This window comes from Burkholderia singularis (assembly GCF_900176645.1).
GTDB lineage: Bacteria > Pseudomonadota > Gammaproteobacteria > Burkholderiales > Burkholderiaceae > Burkholderia > Burkholderia singularis.
Window position 1 is genome coordinate 43,635 of sequence record NZ_FXAN01000032.1, and the last position, 21,442, is coordinate 65,076.

16 protein-coding genes, 1 tRNA gene and 2 pseudogenes are annotated in these 21,442 nt (G+C 63.4%); 12 read left to right on the forward strand and 7 right to left on the reverse strand.

Going from position 1 to position 21,442, the window contains the following annotated elements; translation table 11 throughout:
• Positions 1–13 precede the first annotated feature (13 nt).
• From pheT to BSIN_RS02810, 3 genes are all read left to right on the forward strand, one after another.
• Complete coding sequence (gene pheT, locus BSIN_RS02800) at positions 14–2,446, forward strand: phenylalanine--tRNA ligase subunit beta (RefSeq protein WP_089339446.1); 2,433 nt, start codon at positions 14–16, stop codon at positions 2,444–2,446.
• 72 nt (positions 2,447–2,518) lie between these two features.
• On the forward strand, positions 2,519–2,923 hold the full coding sequence (locus BSIN_RS02805; protein ID WP_089339447.1) for an integration host factor subunit alpha: 405 nt from the start codon (positions 2,519–2,521) through the stop codon (positions 2,921–2,923).
• A 59-nt stretch (positions 2,924–2,982) separates the two neighbouring features.
• Positions 2,983–3,402, forward strand: a complete 420-nt coding sequence (locus BSIN_RS02810; RefSeq protein WP_059518561.1) for a MerR family transcriptional regulator — start codon at positions 2,983–2,985, stop codon at positions 3,400–3,402.
• A 51-nt stretch (positions 3,403–3,453) separates the two neighbouring features.
• Here BSIN_RS02810 and BSIN_RS02815 read toward each other — a convergent pair whose 3' ends face one another.
• On the reverse strand, positions 3,454–5,619 hold the full coding sequence (locus tag BSIN_RS02815; protein WP_089339448.1) for a hypothetical protein: 2,166 nt from the start codon (positions 5,617–5,619) through the stop codon (positions 3,454–3,456).
• Between the two features lie 723 nt (positions 5,620–6,342).
• Here BSIN_RS02815 and BSIN_RS02820 point away from each other — a divergent pair.
• The 3 genes from BSIN_RS02820 (at position 6,343) to bamC (ending at position 10,157) form a co-directional block, all read left to right on the forward strand.
• Positions 6,343–8,328 (forward strand): HAD-IIIC family phosphatase, encoded by a 1,986-nt coding sequence (locus BSIN_RS02820; RefSeq protein WP_089339449.1) that lies wholly within the window; start codon positions 6,343–6,345, stop codon positions 8,326–8,328.
• 68 nt (positions 8,329–8,396) lie between these two features.
• Positions 8,397–8,473 (forward strand) — tRNA-Pro (locus BSIN_RS02825).
• Positions 8,474–8,954: 481 nt separating this feature from the next.
• Positions 8,955–10,157, forward strand: a complete 1,203-nt coding sequence (gene bamC, locus BSIN_RS02830; RefSeq protein WP_059518544.1) for an NlpB/DapX family lipoprotein — start codon at positions 8,955–8,957, stop codon at positions 10,155–10,157.
• Between the two features lie 510 nt (positions 10,158–10,667).
• On the opposite strand, the gene BSIN_RS02835 is transcribed toward bamC, so the two are convergent.
• The 3 genes from BSIN_RS02835 to BSIN_RS02845 form a co-directional block, all read right to left on the reverse strand.
• A complete protein-coding gene (locus BSIN_RS02835) occupies positions 10,668–10,925 on the reverse strand; it encodes a hypothetical protein (RefSeq protein ID WP_059573392.1) in 258 nt (85 codons plus the stop codon).
• Positions 10,926–11,073: 148 nt separating this feature from the next.
• Positions 11,074–11,319, reverse strand: a complete 246-nt coding sequence (locus BSIN_RS02840) for a hypothetical protein (RefSeq protein ID WP_089339450.1) — start codon at positions 11,317–11,319, stop codon at positions 11,074–11,076.
• A gap of 254 nt (positions 11,320–11,573) precedes the next feature.
• Positions 11,574–12,296: a YdcF family protein gene (locus BSIN_RS02845; RefSeq protein ID WP_089339451.1), complete on the reverse strand. Its 723-nt coding sequence runs from the start codon at positions 12,294–12,296 to the stop codon at positions 11,574–11,576.
• Between the two features lie 203 nt (positions 12,297–12,499).
• On the opposite strand from BSIN_RS02845, the gene BSIN_RS02850 reads away from it, so the two are divergent.
• Positions 12,500–12,817 (forward strand): hypothetical protein, encoded by a 318-nt coding sequence (locus tag BSIN_RS02850; RefSeq protein ID WP_059518535.1) that lies wholly within the window; start codon positions 12,500–12,502, stop codon positions 12,815–12,817.
• 159 nt (positions 12,818–12,976) lie between these two features.
• Here BSIN_RS02850 and BSIN_RS26350 read toward each other — a convergent pair whose 3' ends face one another.
• Entirely contained in the window at positions 12,977–13,225 is a 249-nt protein-coding gene (locus BSIN_RS26350) for a hypothetical protein (protein ID WP_069234593.1), read from the reverse strand.
• A 198-nt stretch (positions 13,226–13,423) separates the two neighbouring features.
• A pseudogene (locus BSIN_RS02860) lies at positions 13,424–13,819 on the reverse strand (transposase); the annotation flags it as partial.
• 420 nt (positions 13,820–14,239) lie between these two features.
• Between BSIN_RS02860 and BSIN_RS02865 the strand changes: the two are divergent.
• From BSIN_RS02865 to rluB, 3 genes and pseudogenes are all read left to right on the forward strand, one after another.
• On the forward strand, positions 14,240–15,142 hold the full coding sequence (locus tag BSIN_RS02865; RefSeq protein ID WP_089339452.1) for a LysR family transcriptional regulator: 903 nt from the start codon (positions 14,240–14,242) through the stop codon (positions 15,140–15,142).
• 304 nt (positions 15,143–15,446) lie between these two features.
• Positions 15,447–16,763, forward strand: a complete 1,317-nt coding sequence (scpB, locus tag BSIN_RS02870) for an SMC-Scp complex subunit ScpB (protein ID WP_089339453.1) — start codon at positions 15,447–15,449, stop codon at positions 16,761–16,763.
• Positions 16,764–16,826: 63 nt separating this feature from the next.
• Positions 16,827–18,476, forward strand: a pseudogene (gene rluB / locus BSIN_RS02875) (23S rRNA pseudouridine(2605) synthase RluB).
• A gap of 98 nt (positions 18,477–18,574) precedes the next feature.
• Here the strand turns inward: rluB and BSIN_RS25060 are convergent.
• Positions 18,575–18,997 carry a hypothetical protein gene (locus BSIN_RS25060; protein ID WP_143757302.1) on the reverse strand — a complete coding sequence of 141 codons (423 nt, stop codon included), beginning with the start codon at positions 18,995–18,997 and terminating at the stop codon, positions 18,575–18,577.
• A gap of 464 nt (positions 18,998–19,461) precedes the next feature.
• Here BSIN_RS25060 and rimP point away from each other — a divergent pair, with 464 nt between their 5' ends.
• A complete protein-coding gene (gene rimP, locus BSIN_RS02885; RefSeq protein ID WP_004193908.1) occupies positions 19,462–19,923 on the forward strand; it encodes a ribosome maturation factor RimP in 462 nt (153 codons plus the stop codon).
• A complete protein-coding gene (gene nusA / locus BSIN_RS02890; protein ID WP_059518523.1) occupies positions 19,920–21,395 on the forward strand; it encodes a transcription termination factor NusA in 1,476 nt (491 codons plus the stop codon). Before rimP ends, nusA begins: the two co-directional genes overlap by 4 nt.
• The last annotated feature ends 47 nt before the right edge of the window (positions 21,396–21,442 follow it).

Consider the following 21,442-nt stretch of genomic DNA (forward strand, 5'->3'; position numbering starts at 1 on the left):
AACGTGGACTTCCATGCAATTCCCTGAATCCTGGCTGAGAACCTTTGTCGATCCGCAACTGACGACGGACGAACTGTCGCATGCGCTGACGATGGCGGGGCTCGAGGTCGAATCGCAGCGCCGCGCGGCGCCGCCGACCGAGAAAATCGTCGTCGGCCGCGTGCTCGAGGTGGTCAAGCATCCGGATGCCGATAAGCTCAACGTCTGTCAGGTCGATGCGGGCACCGGCACGGCGCTGCAGATCGTCTGTGGTGCGCCGAACGTCGCGCCCGGCATCAAGGTGCCGGTCGCGCTGGTCGGCGCGAAGCTGCCGCCCGCCGAAGACGGCGGCGCGCCATTCGCGATCAAGCTGTCGAAGCTGCGCGGCGTCGAAAGCCAGGGGATGCTGTGCTCGGCGCGCGAACTCAAGCTCTCCGAGGATCACAGCGGCCTCATGATCCTGCCGGAAGACACGCCGATCGGCCAGGACATCCGCGACGCGCTGAATCTCGACGACACGATCTTCGAAATCAAGCTGACGCCGAACAAGGCGGATTGCCTGTCGGTGTTCGGCATCGCGCGCGAGACAGCCGCGATCACCGGCGCGCCGCTCACGGCGCTCGAGATTCGTCCGGCTCCGGTGGCGCTTGCCGAGACGCTGCCCGTCACGATTTCCGCCCCCGATCTGTGCGGCCGCTTCTCCGGCCGCGTGATCCGCGGCGTGAACGCGCGCGCGAAAACGCCACAATGGATGGTCGAGCGTCTCGAACGCTCGGGGCAGCGCAGCGTGTCCGCGCTCGTCGATATTTCGAACTACGTGATGTTCGAGCTTGGCCGCCCGTCGCACGTGTTCGATCTCGACAAGATTCACGGCAGCATCGACGTGCGCTGGGGCAAGCGCGGCGAGTCGCTGAAGCTCTTGAACGGCAATACGGTCGAGCTCGACGAGACGGTCGGCGTGATTGCCGACGAGCGGCAGGTCGAGAGCCTCGCGGGCATCATGGGCGGCGACAGCACGGCCGTCACGCTCGACACGACCAACATCTATGTCGAAGCCGCGTTCTGGTGGCCGGACAGCATCCGCGGCCGGGCGCGCAAGTACAACTTCTCGACCGACGCCGCGCACCGCTTCGAGCGTGGCGTCGATTACTCGACGACCGCCGAGCATCTCGAGCGGATCACGCAGTTGATTCTCGACATTTGCGGCGGCGAGGCGGGCCCGGTCGACGACCAGGTCATCAACGTGCCGCAGCGCGCGCCGGTGTCGATGCGCGTGTCGCGCGCGAACAAGATCATCGGCGTCGAGATCGGTGCCGATGAAGTCGCGCAGATTTTCACGCGCCTGGGGCTTGCGTTCGAGCGCGACGGCGACGTGTTTCGCGTGAGCCCGCCGCCGCACCGCTTCGACATCGAGATCGAGGAGGATCTGATCGAGGAGGTCGCGCGCATTCATGGCTTCGAGAATATTCCCGCGCGGCCGCCCATCGCGAGAAACGAGATGCGTGCGACCGACGAGACGCGCCGCTCGATTCACGCGCTTCGCCACGCGCTTGCCGCGCGCGATTACGCGGAAACCGTCAATTTCAGCTTCGTCGATGACGAATGGGAGCGCGATTTCGCCGGCAACGCCAATCCCGTGCGGCTGCTGAATCCGATCGCGAGTCAGCTGTCGGTGATGCGCTCGACGCTGTTCGGCAGCCTCGTTGGCGTGCTGCGCCATAACCTGAACCGCCGTGCGGATCGCGTGCGGGTATTCGAGGCGGGGCGCGTGTTCGCGGCGGAGCCGGCCGCGCAGGCGGGCGAGCTGGCGCTTGCTGGTTATGCGCAGCCCAAGCGTATCGGCGCACTGGCCTACGGCCCGGTGCTCGACGAGCAATGGGGCGCGGCAACGCGTCAGGTGGATTTCTTCGACGTGAAGGGCGATCTCGAGGCGCTGCTCGCGCCGGCCGTGGCGCGCTTCGTGAAGGCCGAGCATCCGGCGCTGCATCCGGGGCGCAGCGCGCGGATCGAACTCGATGGCCGGGCGGTCGGTTGGATCGGCGAGCTGCATCCTCGTTTGATGCAGAAGTACGAGCTGCCTCATCCGCCGGTCATGTTCGAGATCGACGCCGATGCGCTCGTGCCGCGGGCGCTGCCAGCACTGTCCGAAGTCTCCAAATTCCCGCCGGTGCGGCGTGATATCGCGGTTGTCGTCGACCAACAGGTCGAAGTGCAAGCGCTCTTCGACGAGATCGACAAAGTGCTTGCGGAGGATGCGTGCAAGTTTGTCCAGAAGGTTGCGCTCTTCGATGAATTTCGTGCAAAATCAAATACTTCTGGTGGGTTGTCCGCCCACGAGAAAAGCCTCGCGTTTCGCGTGACGCTCCAGGATGCGGCCGGAACCTTGCAGGACGAGACGGTTGATCAGGCGATCCAGACCCTCGTGGACCGCATGGCTCGAGCTTATGGCGCGCGTTTGCGCGGATAGTGCGCAGGAAGTGGCGTGTAGCCGCTTTCGGCCGATGTTTTATCCCAGTTTGACGCGCTGGTTTTGCAGAATATGAACGACATGAACTCGAGTGAATTCGAAGCCCTTCTGACGGCGCAACGCAGCGCCATGACCCGCGACGTGCCTGCGCCGTCGGCGCCGGGCGATACGCCCACGCTGACGAAGGCCGAGCTGGCCGAACTGCTGTTCGACAGCGTCGGCCTCAACAAGCGCGAAGCGAAGGACATGGTCGAAGCGTTCTTCGAGGTGATCCGCGATGCGCTTGAAAACGGCGAAAGCGTGAAGTTGTCGGGCTTCGGTAATTTTCAGCTCCGCGACAAGCCGCAGCGGCCGGGGCGCAATCCGAAGACGGGCGAAGCGATTCCGATCGCCGCGCGCCGCGTCGTGACGTTTCATGCGAGCCAGAAGCTGAAGGCGCTCGTCGAAAACGGCGCCGAGTCGAATCTAGTGCGCTGAAACTGGCGCTTCGCCCACGCGCGACGCGCCCGCGCGCCCTTACCGACGGTTAACTGACGATGACGTCGACGGTTGAAAAAGTCGTGTTGCCACCGATTCCCGCGAAGCGCTATTTCACGATCGGGGAAGTGAGCGAACTGTGCGGCGTCAAGCCGCACGTGCTGCGGTATTGGGAGCAGGAGTTTACGCAGTTGCGTCCGGTGAAGCGGCGCGGAAATCGCCGCTATTATCAGCATCACGAGGTATTGCTGATCCGGCGGATTCGCGAACTGCTCTACGAACAAGGGTTCACGATCAACGGGGCGCGCAACCGCCTCGACACCGTCGGCAGCGGGCGTGGCGCGAGCGATTCGGCCGCGGCGGAGGGGCAGCCGGAGTCGCCGGTGCACCATGCGCCGGCGGCGGATGAAACGGTCGATGTCGCGCAGTTGCGCAATGCGCTGCTCGACGTGATCGAGAGTCTGAAGCGCGGCAGCTGATCCCATCGATCCGATCCGCCCCCGGTACGATTGACCGGCCCGCCGCCACGGTTACGGCGCGAGCGGGTCCTTCTTGCCGAGGTCGACGAGCAGCGTGCCGTCTGCCGCCATCTGCACCGAACCCTGTGAAACCTGATCGCGATAGCCGTAAAGATCGAAGCGCACACGCGCTTGCGTCGAGTTCCGGATCAGTGCGCGCGCGTTCAGCTCGAGCACGTTGAACATTTTCATGTCGCCGTTTTCCAGCCACATATAGCTTGCCGGCAACGAGGCGGGCGGGTGCAAGACGGGAGTGTCGGTTGCCGGGCTGAACGTCAGGCGCAGCCCATCGGGCTCGACCGTCGCTTGCGACATGCGGCCGGCCAGCACAGGGGGCGGAAACACCATGTATTGGTCCAGCACGAGCTGATCGCCGCGCAACTCGGCGCCGCGGCGCTTGAGCGGCGCGAGCGTCGACAACTCGATGCCGAGCGCCCGCAACAGCTTCGCCTGCGGCACGCCGAGCACGCTTACCTGCGACGGCGTGAACGCGAGATGGCGTTCGTCGACGAGCGTCAATGTGCCCTCCATATCAGCCGGCAGCCACACACCGGGCGGCACCTGGTTCCACAGCTTGAGGCCGCCTTGCACGCGCAGGTTGCCGCCGTTGGCGCTCAGCTTCAGATCGTTCAGCGAGCGCGGCGAATAGTCGAGCAGATACCGGTTGAAGAGATCCGACATCGCTTGCCACGGCGCGAGCACCGAGCCGCTCAGAATCCGGATGTCGTATTGATTCGGATCGTCGAGGTCGACCGGTTCGCCGGCACGTTTTGCGGTGAGCTGTACGACGAGATCGTCGACGCGAAAGCCGATGTTGTCGGCGATGTAGAAATCGGCGTTGTGCAGATGGATGGTGGTCGGGCGGCTCGATACGCGGCGCTCGGTCGGCCGCGCCGGTGCGCCGGCGTTGCGGTTGACGGCGATTTTGCGAAAACCCGGTTGCGCGGCGGGGCCGCGCGCGTCGACGAGCGCGAACGCCTGCCATTGCCGGCGCGCGGCTTCGAGGTCCGTTTGCTGATCGGCCAGCAGGCTGTCATTGAGCCGGGCGGACGCGGCGCCGAACGTCGGCGCGCTGCCCGGCCGGTTGAGTTTCGCGTAGGACGGCATCCGGATGGTTATTGCCCCCGTATTGTCGAAATTGAAATACCCAGCGCTGACCTGGTCGCGATAGTGATAAAGATCCAGTACGAACGGCTCGTTTGCGCTGGCGTCGCGCATCGGGCCGATCACCAGGTTCGCGTTCATCGGCATCGAGCGCATGAATTTCACGTCGCCGCCGCGGATATACATCGCCTGCTTGGGGGCGGAATCGGGTAAGGCGAAGCCGGCCCGCGAGCCGTCGTCGAGCGAGAGATCGACGCCGCCCGGCGTGATCCTGAGCGCGGTGATCGTGAGGTTCAGGCGCGGCGGCGGCATCAGTTTGCCGATGTCGAGCACGAGATCGTCCCCGGTCAGCCGCGCGATCGGCGTATCGATCTTCAGCAGATCCGACATCTTCACGTTCGCGGCGCGCATCACAGGATTCGCGTTGATTCCCGACACGCGGATCGAGACCGGACGGAACACGAGCTTGGTTCGATCCACGATGTCGAGGCGGCCCGTCAACGAGAACGGCACCCAGCCGTTGCGCTGCATTTCGCCCTGCAGGTGGATGACGCCGTCGCCGGCCGATACGTGCAGCTTACGCAGCGGCGCGTTGCGGTAGCCGAAGATGTAGCCGTTGAAGAGCGTGGTGAGTTTGGCGTCGTCGAGCGTGACGGCGCCGCGATGCACGTCGATCTCGAAGCTGGTCGGATCGTCGAGCACGATCGGCGCGCCGGCCTGCGTCGGCACGAGCGTTGCCGACAATCGATGCACATAGAAGCCGATGTCGCCGACGATGCGCAAATCGATGTCGCGCAGGAACGTCAGCGCTGCGCTTTGGCCGGAGTCGCGTAACGTCAGCGGACGCGGTTGGGTGAGCTTGATGGATGCGAGCGATGGCACGGTGCGGGCGATTTGTTGCTCGCGTGCAAGGCGATCGGCTTTCGCGCGTTCGATCGACGTGGCCGCCTGCGTGCCGTTGCCGTCGCTCGTCGCGGATTGGGCGCATCCGGTGCTGAGCAACGCGAGTGCGGCCGCCGTTGCCGCGCATGAGCGTAAGAATCCGTGAGAAACCGAAACGGCGCTGCGCGGCATGCGCGGTGGATGCACAGTGCGAAAGACGTGCGTGCGCTCGACGCACTGGACCGATGTGCGCATGGTTGCTGTCTCCCTGTATTTGTCGTGGCGGCCGTCGCGCGGGTGCGCGCATCGGCCGCCCTGTGGGGCAAGTGTGACACGATGGGGTAGAGGAGCAGCACCAAACGTGGGGGCGTCGTGTTGCATTGCGCAAAGGGCGCGCCGCGGCGGAGCATGCCGGAACTCTGTCTAGGCAGCTTAAACACGCGGCCGATGCGGGGCGAATCGTCGTGCGTTTAGCGGGCGAAGCTCCCGCCGGGCGGCTCGCGCGCATGACTGGGGCATGCGATTTGGCACGCGTTATCGTCCAGTTCTTCGCACGTCGTTTTGCAAGAATGTCTCACGCGCGCATGCTTTAACATAACGACTATTCGCCCCCGACATTTGATGCCGCATTCCCTCTACCGTCTAAAGAGCAGACGCTGTTTTTCTGAATGATCGTGTTTTGTTTCTCTTTCATTTTTCTTGTAATTGATAAATGAATTTCTGAAATCCCACGTCGAATGCGATATCGGCGGCGTATGACGCGCGACGGGCCGTGACTGAATGCGGGCGAGCGCGCGGGATATGCCGCGGACGGCCGTGTTGTACGGATCGCGGAAACCTTATAATCTCTCCCCGGTGAGTGGCGGCACCTCTCGTAGCAGTTTCATTGAAACGTAACAAGAGCGAGGATGCAGCATGGCCCGCATTACCGAATCCGAAGTGCTCAGCGCTTACCGCGCTATTTTGAAGCGCGACCCCGAAAGCCGGGAAGTGATCGATTATTGGACGGGCAGCCGCTTTCCGTTGGAACGGCTGCTCGAACATCTCGTGAACTCAGCGGAATTCGCGATGAGTTTTACGCCGATGCCTGCCACTGCCGTTTCCGACTTCAGGCAGCACAACAACCGGTTCTACACGATACCGCAGGATTTGCGCCGCACCGATTCCAAGCTCGGCCGCGTCCTGCTGCAGGGCTCGTGTCTGATGGAGGCATGGATACCGGCGCTGCGCAAACATGGCATCGAGACGCCGATCGACCTCGTGTTGTTCGCCTCCGATATGCCGGACACGCTGCCTCATCCGTTCGACGCCTACTCGTTCCATATCGCGCAGATTCCGCTGCGCGGCGTCCTGCTGGAGGGAAGCTACGCGGAGTGGCTGCGCGCGCCGTACTCAGATGAGCAGGCAACCGACAGGCTGCTCAACGAAGCCTGTGAGATCATCGATTTCTGGATCGAGCGCATTTTGCGTTGGGCGCGTGAAATTCCGACGTTCGTCGTCAATTACATGACGCCGCAGTACAACGTGAACGGCCGGCATTTCCACCGCTCGGATGCGACGAGCAACCTTTATCTGATGGAGCAGATCAACCGTCACATCGAGCGCCGGGTGTTCGAGCATCCGAATCTGTACCTGATGGATATGAATCATCTCGCGTCCATTTACGGGCGCCGTTTCATTCAGGACGACAGCATCTGGCATTACGCGCACGGCGGCTTCATCGGCGACCATGATTTCACGCTGGATCAGGACCGCATCGTCAGGGTGCCCGCGCCTTCGGCCCACTATTCACACCAGGTGGGCGAATTCATTTGCGGGCTGTGGCTCGAGGCGGAGGCGATGTATCGCAGCCTGCGGTCGATCGACAGCGTCAAGATGGTCTGTGTCGATCTCGACGATACTCTTTGGCGCGGTGTGCTGGCAGAGGCCGACAATCCCGACTATCAAAGCGCCGTCGAAGGATGGCCGCTTGGCATCGCGGAGGCGTTGCTGTCGCTGCGAAGGCGCGGCGTGATTCTCGCGCTGGTCAGCAAGAACGATCTCGAGCGCATCAAGGCGATCTGGCCTCGCGTCTTCCAGCGCCGGCTGCTTCTGGAGGATTTCGCGATCCTGAAGGTCTCGTGGAACAACAAGGTGCAGAGCATCAACGAGGCCATGCAAGAAGCGAATTTGTTGCCGCGAAACGTGATCTTCGTCGACGACAATCCGCGCGAGCGCGAAACCGTCGAGGAGGCGATTCCCGATCTTCGCGTGGTGCATGCGTCGCACTACTACTGGAAGCGCATCCTGATGTGGAGCGCCGAAACGCAGGGCGTGACGATTACCGCCGAATCCACGCGGCGCACGGAGATGATCAAATCGCAAATTCAGCGTGAGACGGAGCGCAAGACATTGTCGCGCGAGGAATTTCTGGCGAGGTTGAATCTGAAGGCCGCATTCGGCCGGATTACGGGGCAGAGCGATCCGCGTTTTCCGCGAACGCTCGAGTTGTTGAACAAGACCAACCAGTTCAATACGACCGGCCGCCGCTGGAGCACGCAGGAACTCGACGACATCTGCAGCAGCGGGCTGGTGCTCGTCGGCGAGGTGACCGACCGGCATGCGGAATATGGTCTCGTCGTGATTGGCATCGCATCCGCGCAGCGCATCGAGCAAGTGGTGATGAGTTGCCGTGTGGTCGGCCTGGACGTGGAAATCGCGATGGTCTCTTTGCTGACTGAAGCCTTGTTGCGGGACAACGCTGCTGCCGTTGCGGTTTCGAAGCATACCGATGCGAATCTGTTGTCGCGCGATCTGTTCGAGAAATGCGGTTGGTCGGTTGACGGCGACTTGTGGCGCACGACTCGGGCGGTTCCGCTGCCCGCGCATGTCGAGGTTGCGTATCCGGGGGCGATCGCGTAACGCGTGTCGCGGCAATTGCGCTTCAACTGTTCTCTTGAGAGAAAGTGTCTGTTATACTTTAACGCTTTCGGGGCGTAGCGCAGCCTGGTAGCGTACCTGCATGGGGTGCAGGTGGTCGGAGGTTCAAATCCTCTCGCCCCGACCAGATCAAAACCCGCACAGCGTAGGGCTGTGCGGGTTTTTTAATGGGCGCTTGATTGTTGAGTAAATCGAAAACCATATTGGTGGAAACTTTCTCATATCGAGCCTGGGCGCCACGCCGATTTGCGCACAGACAGGTGACGACCAACATTCGCGCGCAGCGTGTCGCGCGACTGACTTGACGAATGTACGCGCTTCGATCATCGCCGTGTCGGCGTCTTTCTTGTTCCGGCTCACCGGGTTTCTCCGGCAGCAACGAGATGTCGGCCGAGGATGGGGTGTTGCGCATTTCCGGTTTTTTACGGCAACTCCACGGCATGGATTCGTCCGCATTCGCTTCTTGCAAGCCTCATGTCGACGCTTCAACGCCGTCCGTGACGATACCGATGTTTGCTTTTTGCACGGTCTTGCGCTGGACCGGTAAAATGGAAAGTTGACTCACGGAAAAGTCGCCGTGAGCGACCTAGCGGAAGGATTCCCTGAACATGACTGATCTTCGTCTTACCACGCGGTTTGCGGTATTGCTCGCGACTGGCGCGTTCGTCGCCGGTTGCAGTTCGCCGTCGCCTACGAAAATCGACTATAAGAGCGACTCGAAATCGAAGGAGGTGTCGCTCGCGGTGCCGCCCAATATGCTGGACGAGACGCCTGATCAGCGTTCGCTGCCGCCGCAGGGGGGCGCGACCTCGCTTTCGAGCCTGCAGCAGGTGCAGCAGGCTGCGCCCGCGACCGATACGGTCGTGCCTGCCGTACCTGGGATGCACATTCAGCGTGACGGCACCGAAAGCTGGCTCGTGATCGACGACAAGACGCCGGCCCAAATCTGGCCGCAGATTCGCCGGTTCTGGCAAGAGCAGGGTTTTCTGCTCGTGGTCGAGCAGCGCGACAAGGGCGTGATGGAAACGGACTGGAACGAAACGCACCCGCAGATCAACGATGGTCTGATTCGCGGCGTGATTTCGAAGGCGATGGGCAATTCCTATGTGACGGCGGAGCGCAACAAGTACCGCACGCGCCTCGACGCCGCGCCGAATGGCGGCACCTATGTGTTCGTCAGCCAGAAGGGGATGCGCGAGGCACTCACCGGGCCGGGCAATGATTCGAGCAAATGGGAGCCGAAGCCTAATGATCCTGGACTCGAAACCGAATACTTGAAGCGTCTGATGGCGGTGCTTGCGCAAAACGATGCGCGCGTGAAGGCCGGCGGCGTGCCGATCGTCGACGATGCCGCGCCGAGCAATTCAAAATCCGCGAGCGACAAGAGCAAGGCGGCTGCCGCGGCGATCGCTGCGCAGAATGTGGCGAACGCGTCGGCGTCGCGCAGCCCGGCCGAACCGGCGGCGGATGTGCCGTCGGAGGTGACGCTTCCCGAGTCGTATGACCGCTCGTGGCTACGTGTCGGTATCGCGCTAGATCGTGCGAATTTCACGGTGGACGACCGCGATCGGGCGAAGGGGCTGTACTACGTTCGTTATGTTGATCCGAAGGATTTCAGCGCCGAGGAGCAGGGCTTCTGGAATCAGCTTTTCCACGGCAAGAAGGAAAAGAAGGCGAAGCAATATCTTGTCAACGTGAAGGCGCTTGCCGAAGATCAAACCCGTGTCGCGATTGTCGACGACAAGGGGGCAGTCGATACGTCGGCGCCTGCGCGGCAGATCATGGCGCTTCTCGTCAGCCAGATGCGTTGACGCGTGCATCCTGCGGCATTCGCCGCATCAAGCATCACCGGGCCCGCCTTTCGGCGGGCTTTTTTTTGCGCTGCGGACGGCGGACGTCGCACATTCGGCGTCTGCGGCCGCGTGCCGGCTAGTGGCGGCGTTACGTAACGTCACCCCCGTAACGGATAGCTCGAAATCGCACTTTCCGCAGACCGCGGATGATTAATCTTTTTAAATCAAATATTTAAAAAATATTTCCAGATTGGCACGAAAACTGCTCCCATTTCCGGGGGTAATCAGGGAGGGTATTTCGAATACAGCGAGGTTCGGTCTCGCATACCCCCTGCCTGATGGGATGTCGACGCATCGGGTGGCTGCCGGCGATCGGCGCGCTACCCAGTCTGAACGATGATCCGCGTTTGCGCGGATCTCGGTGGCCCCGTCGCCTATCCTCGTAGGGCGACGGTTTTGCCCGCGCTTCGTATGAAGCGCGGGCTATTTTTTTGCTGCGCCGGCCGACGCCTGGGGGCACGCCGACAGTCAGTGCGAGGCGTTCGGGACGTCGAGAATCAGAATGATGGTCCAGTCTGCGTCGCCGTCGTGGTGATATTGCCGTTCCGCGACGATGAACGGGTGCTGCTTGCCTTGCGGGCCAAGGAAAAGCACGTCGCCCTCCATCGGCAGGCATTCGATCGGCGGCAGTGCGAGAAACGCCTCGTCGGAGCCGCGCGGCATCAATTGCTTGATTTTGCGGGTTGCGGCGTCAGTCCATTCGATATCCAACTGGATGTTGCTCATTCAGTCCTCCGCACCAGGGTGCGCACGGGTGGAAAAGTTCGGTGCGCGACTTTAGCACAACGCACGGCGCGCTCATCGGGACACACGAATGAAAAAGCCGAATCCGGCAACCCGGATTCGGCTTTGCGTGCAGCGAGATGAGCCGGACTTACTGAGCTTTCTTTGCGGCCTTATGGTGTCCCTTCTTGCCGTGATGCTTGCGCTCATGAGCCGGCTGCGCTTCGGTTGCCGGCGGTTGCGCGGCTTGCTGCTGTTGCAGCGCTTGCGCGCGCTGCTCGATTTCAGCGATTTTTGCCGGATCGGTGATCGTCTTGATTTCGGTGCTTTCTTGAGCGTATGCCGCGCCAGCCAGAGCCGACATCGAAACCAGGATAGCCATGGTCATTTTCTTCATTGCTTACCTCCGCTAAGTGGTGATGGACCCGAGTGTTGCCGATTTGTCTGGCGTCTGCAATCGAGTGAGCCGAGTTTATCAAAAGTGACGGATCAGTGCATTCGATTGCATCGCGGCGATCGGCCGCGTGGATCGGGCGCAACAGTCGTTTGCCCCGTCATGCCGCCGCCACACGCTTGCCCGGAAAGGCTCGGGCGTCGGATCGGTTCGCCGGGGCGGCACCTTGCGGTGCGCGAAAGACAGTCGAGCATTGATCAAAACCAGCCGAGCTGACGATACACGTAAAACTGCGCGATGCCGAGAATTTCGTGCAGCGCCTGCTCCGCGTTGGCAAGATTGTCGAAGCGCGGCAGCCACCCGAGCTGCGCGTCGCGGCGGTTCGAGTAGACGGGCTGCGGCGCGATGCCGAAGTGGTCGAAGTCCAGGAGCGCGCGCCGCATCTGGTATGACGTCGTCACGAGGATCAGCGCGTCGTAATGTTGAGCGCGTAATATGGAAGCGGTGAAGCGCGCGTTTTCGTAGGTGGTGTGACTGCGCGCTTCGCGAATCAGCGCGTCGTTCGCCACGCCGCGTGCGAGCAGATAAGGCGTGTATGTAGCGGCTTCGCTGACACCGGGCCGCTGCGGATCGCCCCCCGATACGATCACGGTGCAGTGCGCGGCCGTTCGTATGCACGTCGAATAGAGTTCGGCCGTTTTTGCGATGCGGGCGAGGGCGTCGCGCGTGGGGACGGCGGCGCCGTTGCGCTGCTCGATGCCTGCGCCCAGCATCACGATCGTGGTGTCGCCTGTCATGGCCGGATGCTCGACTGGCCGCACGCCCAATTCAGCGAGTGCGACAAGTGGCGCCGCGAGCCATCCGGATGCGATGAGCCAGAAGAGCGCGGCTATCGTAATGGCGATGGCGCGCGCGCCACGGTGCTTGCGGTAGAGCACCAAAGTCGCAAAGAGTAGGGCAAATGAATTGAACAGAATCAATTTGATTGGGGTAAGGTAGCTTTTCGGGAATGGAGAATGATCCGCCCCTGTTTCGTAAGAACAAAACGGCCGGGTACGGGTCGGAAGAGACTGGGGAGGGACAATCAAAGATCCCTCATGAGCTGCGTGGTGGCGTCGGTGGGCGGAGATCTCGGCCGGCGAGGCCGCTTTGCAATGTCGCTGCCCTTTAAGAAAGAATCGAGATGGCCACGTATTCCAACGAAGCAGTACTCGACGCGCTCAGGCGTGTCCAGTACCGTCAAGTTCCGTGGGCGAGGCGTCCGGGCGTGTTCGAATACCTGCGTTCGCTGGGGTTGATGGATACGGTTCGGCAGAAGACCGTCGCGCCCGCGCCGGGCTTTCACGCGCCTGTCGACATCGCAGTGCTGACTGACAATGGCCGTGCTGAATTCGCGCGGCTCGAGCGGGATGAGAAGCGCGCCGATTGGGAGGATCGCAAGATGGCGGACTACGCGCTCAGCGAGGCAAGCGCCGTATCGATCCTGGAGAGTCGTCTGTAGCACAGATTGCATGAGTTGGGCCCAAAAAAAAGCCCGTATCACGAGGATACGGGCGGTACCGGGTTCATTGCTGCTGCCACGCTGTGCTCATGGCAATGCTGAGACTCGGCCAGTGCCGCGCAGTTCCCGATCTGACCGATTTTTCCTGGTACCGGCGATTTATTGACGATTCGGATTGCGTGGCCGCTGCGCGTCGTCACGTTCGCGCGCATTGCTCGCAATGTCGCCGCGCAGGTCGCCGCGCGGCACGCTGGACTGATTGCGATGCGCCGCTGCGTCTGCCGGAGAAAGCGCGACCTGATCCCGCCGTTCGTGCGGCTTCGATAAAGGTGGGCCGGCTCGCGCAGCAGTGGCGAGCGCCAGCGAAACGACAACGCCGCATGCCGCGAGAAGTGGCAAGGGTTTCATCGTTGAAGGCTCCCTTCGAACCGATAGACGGCTCGTTCCGTGTACCGGTAAAGGTATGCGGGAGAGCGAAAGTGCGCTGTAAATATTGGTAAGCGGATGTGTCGCCCAATCGCATCGTCGGCACGGCGTGCGAAAGGGAAGCCGGCATCCCGGCGCGTTGTCCGGGCGGCGCTGCGGGCCGCCCGGAGACAGGATTCACGCCATTTTGACGGGCGCGCGCCAGGATTCCGGATTGGTCCAGAATGCGCCGCGCAGGCGGTCGCGGCTCGGCGGGGCGGGCGGCTTGACCGCGCTTGCGCCGATACGGCCGCGCAGCGAGATCTGGCGGCCGTTCGAGCCGAGACGCTTCACCACCTCGGCGAGCGTGCCGTCGGCCTGCCATTCGTCGAAGCGTCGACGGCAAGTCGGCGGCGACGGATAGCGGCCAGGCAGTTTCGACCAGCCTTCGCCCGTCGACAGCACCCAAAGAACGGCGTTCACGACCGAACGCGCCTCCACACGAGGGCGGCCGCGGCGCTCGTTGCGCGCAGGCTCGGCGCAGAACAGCCCCTCGAGCAGCGCCCACTCGTTATCTCTCAAATCGTCGAACAGCATCATGTCCTCACCTCAGCGAAGCTATTTCCGGTGCGCCGCCCCGCGCTGCGCACTCCACACGTCGGGCACTCGTTGAGCGAGTGCCGGGTGAGGGCGCCGGCTTCACGCGACGGCGGATGCGGTGTAATCCGCCGCGGGAAGGCCAACCCCCGCAGCCCTGTGCGCCTGCTTATGCAGGAAGCGTGCCATGTCAACGGCAATCGCTGCAGAGCCGCTAGACGGCGCGCTGATGGCCGCGACAACTAGGGGCGTATAAGACGCCAAAACGACCCTCGCGCAAATCAGGACAATCACCAATCTTGTGCAGCGTGGCCCGTGAGACGTGCGTTTCAGCTTGTGTTGCACCGCACCGACACACGACGGCGCGAGGGCGAACGCATACAATTGCGCATCGATGCGTCCGATTAATGAGGCAATGCTATGAATATCACGCTGCGGCAGTTGCGCGTGTTCATCGAGGTGGCGCGGCTCAAGAGCTTCAGTCGGGCAGGTGACGAGATCGGTCTCACGCAATCGGCCGTCAGCCGCTCGGTGCGGGAGTTGGAAGGCGAGATCGGGCTCAAGCTGATCGACCGCACGACGCGCGACGTGCAGCTCACCGACGTCGGCGTGAATCTGATCGCGAGCGTGTCGCGCCTGCTCGGCGATCTCGACGACACATTGCGCGAAATTCGCGAGATCGGTGAGCAGCGGCGCGGGCGCGTGATCGTCGCGGCAAGTCCGACGGTCGCTTGCCGGCTGATGCCGCGTGTGGTTGCCGCTTGCGAGCGGCGCTTTCCGTTTGTTGCGCTTGGCTTGCGTGACGACGTGCAGAGCGACGTGTTGCGCAAGGTCAAGTCGGGCGAAGTGGATTTCGGCGTCGTGATCGGGCCGCTCGCGACGGGCGATCTGATTGCCGAGCCGTTGATGACCGATTCGTTCTGTCTGGTCGCGCGCGACGATCATCCGCTCGCCGAGCGCGATCCCGTGCCGTGGACCGCGCTTTCCGGCGAACGGCTCGTGTTGCTCGATTACGCGTCGGGCAGCCGTCCGCTGATCGATGCGGCGCTCGCCGCGCATCGGGTCGCAGCCGGTGTCGTGCAGGAACTCGGTCATTCGGCGACCGTGTTCGGGCTCGTCGAGGCGGGCGTCGGCGTGAGCGTGCTGCCGTGGCTTTCGTTGCCGCTGCCTGCCGGCTCATCGCTGGTCGCGCGGCCGCTTGCGCCGCGTGCGGAGCGCACCGTCGAGCTGGTGCGGCGGCGCGAACGCTCGCTGTCGCCGGCGGCCGACGCGGTCTGGGGGCTCGTGAAGGAGATGCCGGCGCGTGTCGAGGATCTCGATTGACGCCTGCGGCGCATGTTCGCGGATGAGGGGTGTTTGCGCAAAGTGTCCTTTGCCGCACGCTTTTTTATCCGCTCTTTATCTTTACGCACAGGGTAATTTTGCGTAAGATGGCGCTCAGTCACGCGGCTCCGACGTAGGTTCCGCGCTGTTCCGTCCGGTTCGGGTTGGGCTTGAAAGCGGTTTCGCCACCCCCGGTTCGTGCTCCCATCAATATGACCGATCAGAATCGGGCGAGCGCGTCTTCCGTTCCTTACGTCTGTTCGATTGATCCGGTTCGTTTGACCACAGGGTCTGACTTAGCTGCATGAATACCCAAGAGGCGAAAATCGTCCTCGAGACTGCTTTGATCTGCGCGCAGGAACCGCTGAAGCTCGGCGATTTGCGCAAGCTCTTCGTCGACAGCGTGTCGGCGGATACAGTCCGAACACTGCTCGAAGATCTGAAACAGGAGTGGTCCGGCCGCGGCGTGGAACTCGTTGGGTTGGCGTCGGGCTGGCGCTTCCAGAGCAAGCCGGCGATGCGCACTTATCTCGACCGGCTGCACCCGGAAAAACCGCCGAAATATTCGCGGGCGGTGCTGGAGACGCTGGCGATCATCGCGTACCGGCAGCCGGTGACGCGCGGCGACATCGAGGAAATTCGCGGTGTCACGGTCAACACGCAGGTTGTCAAGCAGTTGGAGGATCGCGGCTGGATCGAGGTGATCGGTCATCGCGACGTGCCGGGGCGTCCGGCGCTCTACGCGACGACGAAGCAGTTTCTTGACGACCTCGGCCTGGCGGCGCTCGACGATCTGCCGGCCCTCGAAGAACCCGCCGCGCATCTGGAGGCGAGCCTGCTCGCGCAGCAGGCCATCGATTTCCCGGATGACGATGCACAAGGCGGCGCGATTGCGGAAGCCGACGAAACGGCGGCACCGGGTGGCGACGCGCAGTCCGATATTGTTGGCGGCGCGGCGGGCCGCGCCGGTTCGGCCGGGCTGGTGGAGAACGCCGGCTCGGGCGTATCGGACGACATGGTCGAGGATGCCGCCGTTGCCGACGGCAGCGGCGCGGTGCCAGCCGGGCCGGCTGGGGCCGAAGATACCGGTCGTCCCGCCCTCGGCGGTGAGTCGGCTGCATCGGTTGAGACGGCGGTGCATGGCGGCGGGCCGGCGAATGCGCAACCTGTTGCCGGCGATGGTGCGGCGGCGCATGTCGAAGATGAAGAAACGATTGCGCATGACAGCACCTCGTCGTCGATCGAATTTGCGGGCGGCGGGGTAGCACTCCTGCGCGCCGAATCGGCTGGCGCGCCGGCGGATGCGCCCGCGCATCGGGGCGCCGCGGCGAATGAGGATGGCGTCGCGGCGACGGATACAGCCAATCGCGAGGTGACCGCCGAGCCGGCGGTAGGCCGAGTGAAGCAGGAAGAAGACCCAGGCCAGATCGGCGGCGTCCGCAGCGACGCCGGGCCGGTCCAGGCGCACGTGCAGCAGGCGTTGGACGATTCGTCCGGCAGTCTTGCCGACGCCGTGCGCAGTTCAAGCGAGGCGGCCCCCGGGCACGCGCAGCAGGACGGCGAGGCGCCGCGCATCGATGATGCGCCGAACGTCGAGGCGCCCGAGCAACACCGCGCGTGAAAACGGGCGACCAACCCTAGCCGTGCCCGTGACGGGCGCGAGACCTGACATTTTGAGGTTGTTTTGACAGATATCCACGACATCGATTCGTCTGAAGCCGCGCATGCCGTCGCGGTGGCGCGCGCCGACGATGCGCGCGAGCAGCCTGCTCAGACCCAGGATGCGGGCGGCGAAGAGCGTCCGCGCCGCGGTCTGCGGCGCGGTCCGCGCAGCTTGATCGCACGCCGTCGCGCGGCTGCAAAATCGAAGAATGCCGATAGCGCGGAGCAACCCGACCCAATGGCGGCGGGCGATGCCGGCGCGGCGAAGGCGCCGGCGCGTGCGCCGCGCAATCAGGATGTGGCCGCGAAAGCGCCGCGCAAACCGGCGGCAGCCGGCAAGCGCGAAGGTGTCGCGCGGCAGCAGGGCAAGCGCAGCGCGCCGGCGTCCGCCGAGGCGAGCCAGGACGATTTGTTTGCGTATGTGATTTCGCCCGCGTTCGATGCCGATAACAATTCGCAGGGCGGTGGCGTGCGCGCGCCGATGCTGCGCCGTGGCCGCCAGGGGCAGCAGCCGAAGCGCGTGCTGTCGCCGGATGACGATGCACCGAAGTTGCATAAGGTGCTGGCGGAGGCGGGCATGGGCTCGCGCCGCGAGATGGAGGAGCTGATCATCGCCGGCCGCGTGTCGGTCAATGGCGAGCCTGCGCATATCGGCCAGCGGATCATGCCGACCGACCAGGTTCGAATCAACGGCAAGCCGGTCAAGCGCAAGCTTCCGAACAAGCCGCCGCGTGTGCTGCTCTATCACAAACCGACCGGCGAGATCGTGAGTCATGCTGATCCGGAAGGGCGGCCGTCGGTGTTCGACCGGCTGCCGCCGATGAAGACTGCGAAGTGGCTCGCGGTCGGCCGCCTCGATTTCAATACCGAAGGTCTGTTGATGTTGACGACGTCGGGCGATCTCGCGAACCGCTTCATGCATCCGCGCTATAGCGTCGAGCGCGAGTATGCGGTGCGGGTCGTCGGCGAGCTGACCGAGGCGTCGCGCCAAAAGCTGCTGCATGGCGTCGAACTCGACGATGGCCCGGCAAACTTCCTGCGCATCCGCGACGGCGGCGGCGAGGGGACGAATCATTGGTATCACGTCGCGCTTGCGGAAGGGCGCAATCGCGAGGTGCGCCGGATGTTCGAGGCGGTTGGCCTGATGGTGAGCCGTCTGATCCGCACGCGTCACGGCCCGATTCCACTGCCGCGTGGCCTGAAGCGCGGCCGCTGGGAGGAGCTGGATGACGCACAGGTGCGCCGCCTGATGGCAGCGGTCGGACTGAAAGTGCCGACCGACGACAAAGGCAAGCGCGGCGGTCCGGCCGAGCGCCGCCAGCCTGATCCGATGCAGACGTCGATGGGCTTTATCAGCCGCGAGCCGGTGCTGACGGCGCACGGTTAACTCGACCAGCCTCGCCGAGGCCGGCGCGGCCTGGCGGGCGGCGGCGGTTTCGGCGCCGGTCTCGGCGGTTACTCGAGCCTGCCGGCATATGGCGGTGGCGCGCGCCAAGGCGGCCGCGATATCGACGGCAATCGCGCGTCCTATGGCGCCGGTGGCAACAAGCGCGGCGCCAGCGGCAAGGGCGGCCGAAACGCGAATGGCAATCGGGCCGACGGGAATGCGGGCGGCGGCCGCAATAATGGCCAACCGCATATGCCGCCGCGTAATCGCTCGCGCGGCCGGTAAGCGACAAAACTGGCGAAAGGCCGGCGCAAACTCGTTGAGTGGCAGCGGCACTCCTGGCCGCGCGCCGAAGGGCGGGGCAAAGCCCTGAAACCGGCTGCTCAGCTCATGCCGGCCGGTTCCGCCGCGCTTGGCGCAACCGGCCCGGCCCATTTCTCCATGTGCTGCTGTGGCTCTGCGCTGCCGAACATGCCGTGCGATCGGCGCTGGGGATCTCGAGTCTCGTCGAATTTCATGCATAATTTGCCGGCGCGTTCGATGCCGTGAACCGCGTCGTCGCACGCGATTGCCACACGTTTTTCGTCGTGCCTGCGATGCCGAATACGGCTAAGGACTGCCTCGCGATGCTCAATCACGAGGGTTCGCAATACATGTCTATGCAGCACCTTCAGTCCGGAAATGTGGCGCTCGAGCAAGGCTCGCGTTGCCGCTTGGAAGGAAATCGTGGTGTCGCGACTGCGTCGGTTGTACCGGTTGCTGGAACGGCGGGTGCAGGGCGCACGCTGATCTTGCGGCTTGCTCACCGCCGCTTTCGCGGGAGCCTTGCGCGGTTCGGGTGCTCAAAGGCCGGCAAGTCGTTGCCGGCAGTCACGGTGATACTGACGAGGCGCGCGGCGGCGCATTTCATTTCGTCGGGTTTTTAATCGTTTGTCTGGCCGGCAGGCTGCGCAAATCGCCGTCCGCCACGCTTTGCCATAATCCCGGATGTTGCAAATGCCCCGCAAAATTCCCATTTCGGGCCGATTTTGCGCCGAATTGGCGGGGTGGCGCTTTGCGTCCGGCCCAGAACTCGCTATAATCGCAAAGTCGCTGGGCGTACGGATTCGATGTGCAGCTCAGGTGCGACCACCGGTAACAAGATGGGCGTTGCGCCCATTTTTTTTTGCCGAAACGGTTGGGCATCTCGGGTAGCGCTTCCTGCGCCGGCTAAGGCGCGCGTTCAGCGGGTGAATCGCGAGGGGCGGGCGCGGACACCTGAGAGGACACTGTGCAACTGACGGAACTGATAGAAACCACGGTCACGGGGCTCGGCTACGAGCTCGTGGATCTCGAGCGCACCGGGCGCGGCATGGTCTGCGTCTACATCGATCAGCCCGCCGGCATTACGATCGACGATTGCGAGAAGGTCACGCGTCAGCTCCAGCACGTACTGACGGTCGAAAACATCGATTACGAACGGCTCGAGGTCTCGTCGCCGGGGCTCGACCGGCCGTTGAAGAAGCTGGCTGATTTCACGCGTTTCGCGGGCAGCGAAGCCGTCATCACCCTGAAAAAGCCGTTGGACGGACGCAAGACGTACCGTGGCATTCTGCATGCGCCGAACGGCGAGACGATCGGTTTGGAATTTGAGAGGAAGAAAGGCGAGGCCGCGATGCTGGATTTCACGCTGGCCGATATCGACAAAGCTCGCCTGATTCCGCACGTTGACTTTAGGAGCCGCAAACAATGAGTCGCGAAGTGTTGATGTTGGTGGATGCGCTGGCGCGCGAAAAGAACGTCGACAAGGACGTCGTGCTGGGCGCGCTCGAAGCCGCGCTTGCATCGGCATCCAAGAAACTGTTCGATGAGGGCGCCGAGATCCGCGTCCACATCGATCGCGAAAGCGGCGAACACGAAACCTTCCGGCGCTGGCTGGTCGTGCCCGACGAGGCCGGGCTGCAGGAGCCGGATCGCGAGATCCTGCTGTTCGAGGCGCGTGAGCAGAAGCCGGACGTCGAGGTGGGCGACTACATCGAGGAATCGGTGCCGTCGATCGAATTCGGCCGCATCGGCGCGCAGGCGGCCAAGCAGGTGATCCTGCAGAAGGTGCGCGATGCCGAGCGCGAGCAGATCCTGAACGACTATCTGGAGCGCGGCGAGAAGATCATGACCGGCACGGTGAAACGGCTCGACAAGGGCAATTTCATCGTCGAATCGGGGCGCGTCGAGGCGCTGCTGCGCCGTGACCAGCTCATTCCGAAGGAAAACCTGCGCGTCGGCGACCGTGTGCGCGCGTACATCGCGAAGGTCGACCGCACCGCGCGCGGCCCGCAGATCGAGCTGTCGCGCACCGCGCCCGAATTCCTGATGAAGCTTTTCGAGATGGAAGTGCCGGAAATCGAGCAGGGTCTGCTCGAGATCAAGGCGGCGGCGCGCGATCCCGGCGTGCGCGCGAAGATCGGCGTCGTCGCATACGACAAGCGGATCGACCCGATCGGCACCTGCGTCGGCATCCGCGGCTCGCGCGTGCAGGCGGTGAGAAACGAGCTTGGTGGCGAAAACATCGACATCGTGCTATGGTCGGACGATCCCGCCCAGTTCGTCATCGGCGCGCTTGCGCCGGCGGCCGTCCAGTCGATCGTCGTCGACGAGGAAAAGCATTCGATGGATGTGGTCGTCGACGAGAGCGAGCTGGCCGTCGCGATCGGCCGTAGCGGCCAGAACGTTCGCCTTGCCAGCGAGCTGACCGGCTGGCAGATCAACATCATGACGCCGGACGAATCCGCGCAGAAGCAAAACGAAGAGCGCGACACGCTGCGCGGCCTCTTCATGGCGCGCCTCGACGTCGACGAGGAAGTTGCCGATATCCTGATCGATGAGGGCTTTACGAGTCTCGAAGAGATCGCCTATGTGCCGTTGAACGAAATGCTCGAGATCGAGGCGTTCGACGAGGACACCGTCCACGAGTTGCGCAACCGCGCGCGCGATGCGCTGTTGACGATGGCGATCGCGAACGAGGAGAAGGTCGAGAATGCCGCGCTCGATTTGAAGAGCCTGGAAGGCGTGACGCCCGAGCTGGTCGCGAAGCTTGCCGAGCACGGCGTGCAGACGCGCGACGATCTCGCGGAGCTGGCGGTTGACGAACTCACCGAGATGACGGGCGTCGACGAGGAGGCGGCGAAGGCGCTGATCATGAAGGCGCGCGAACACTGGTTCCAATGAGACACGATCATGGCGAACTGATTTGCTGGCGGCCGGAAGGCCTGACC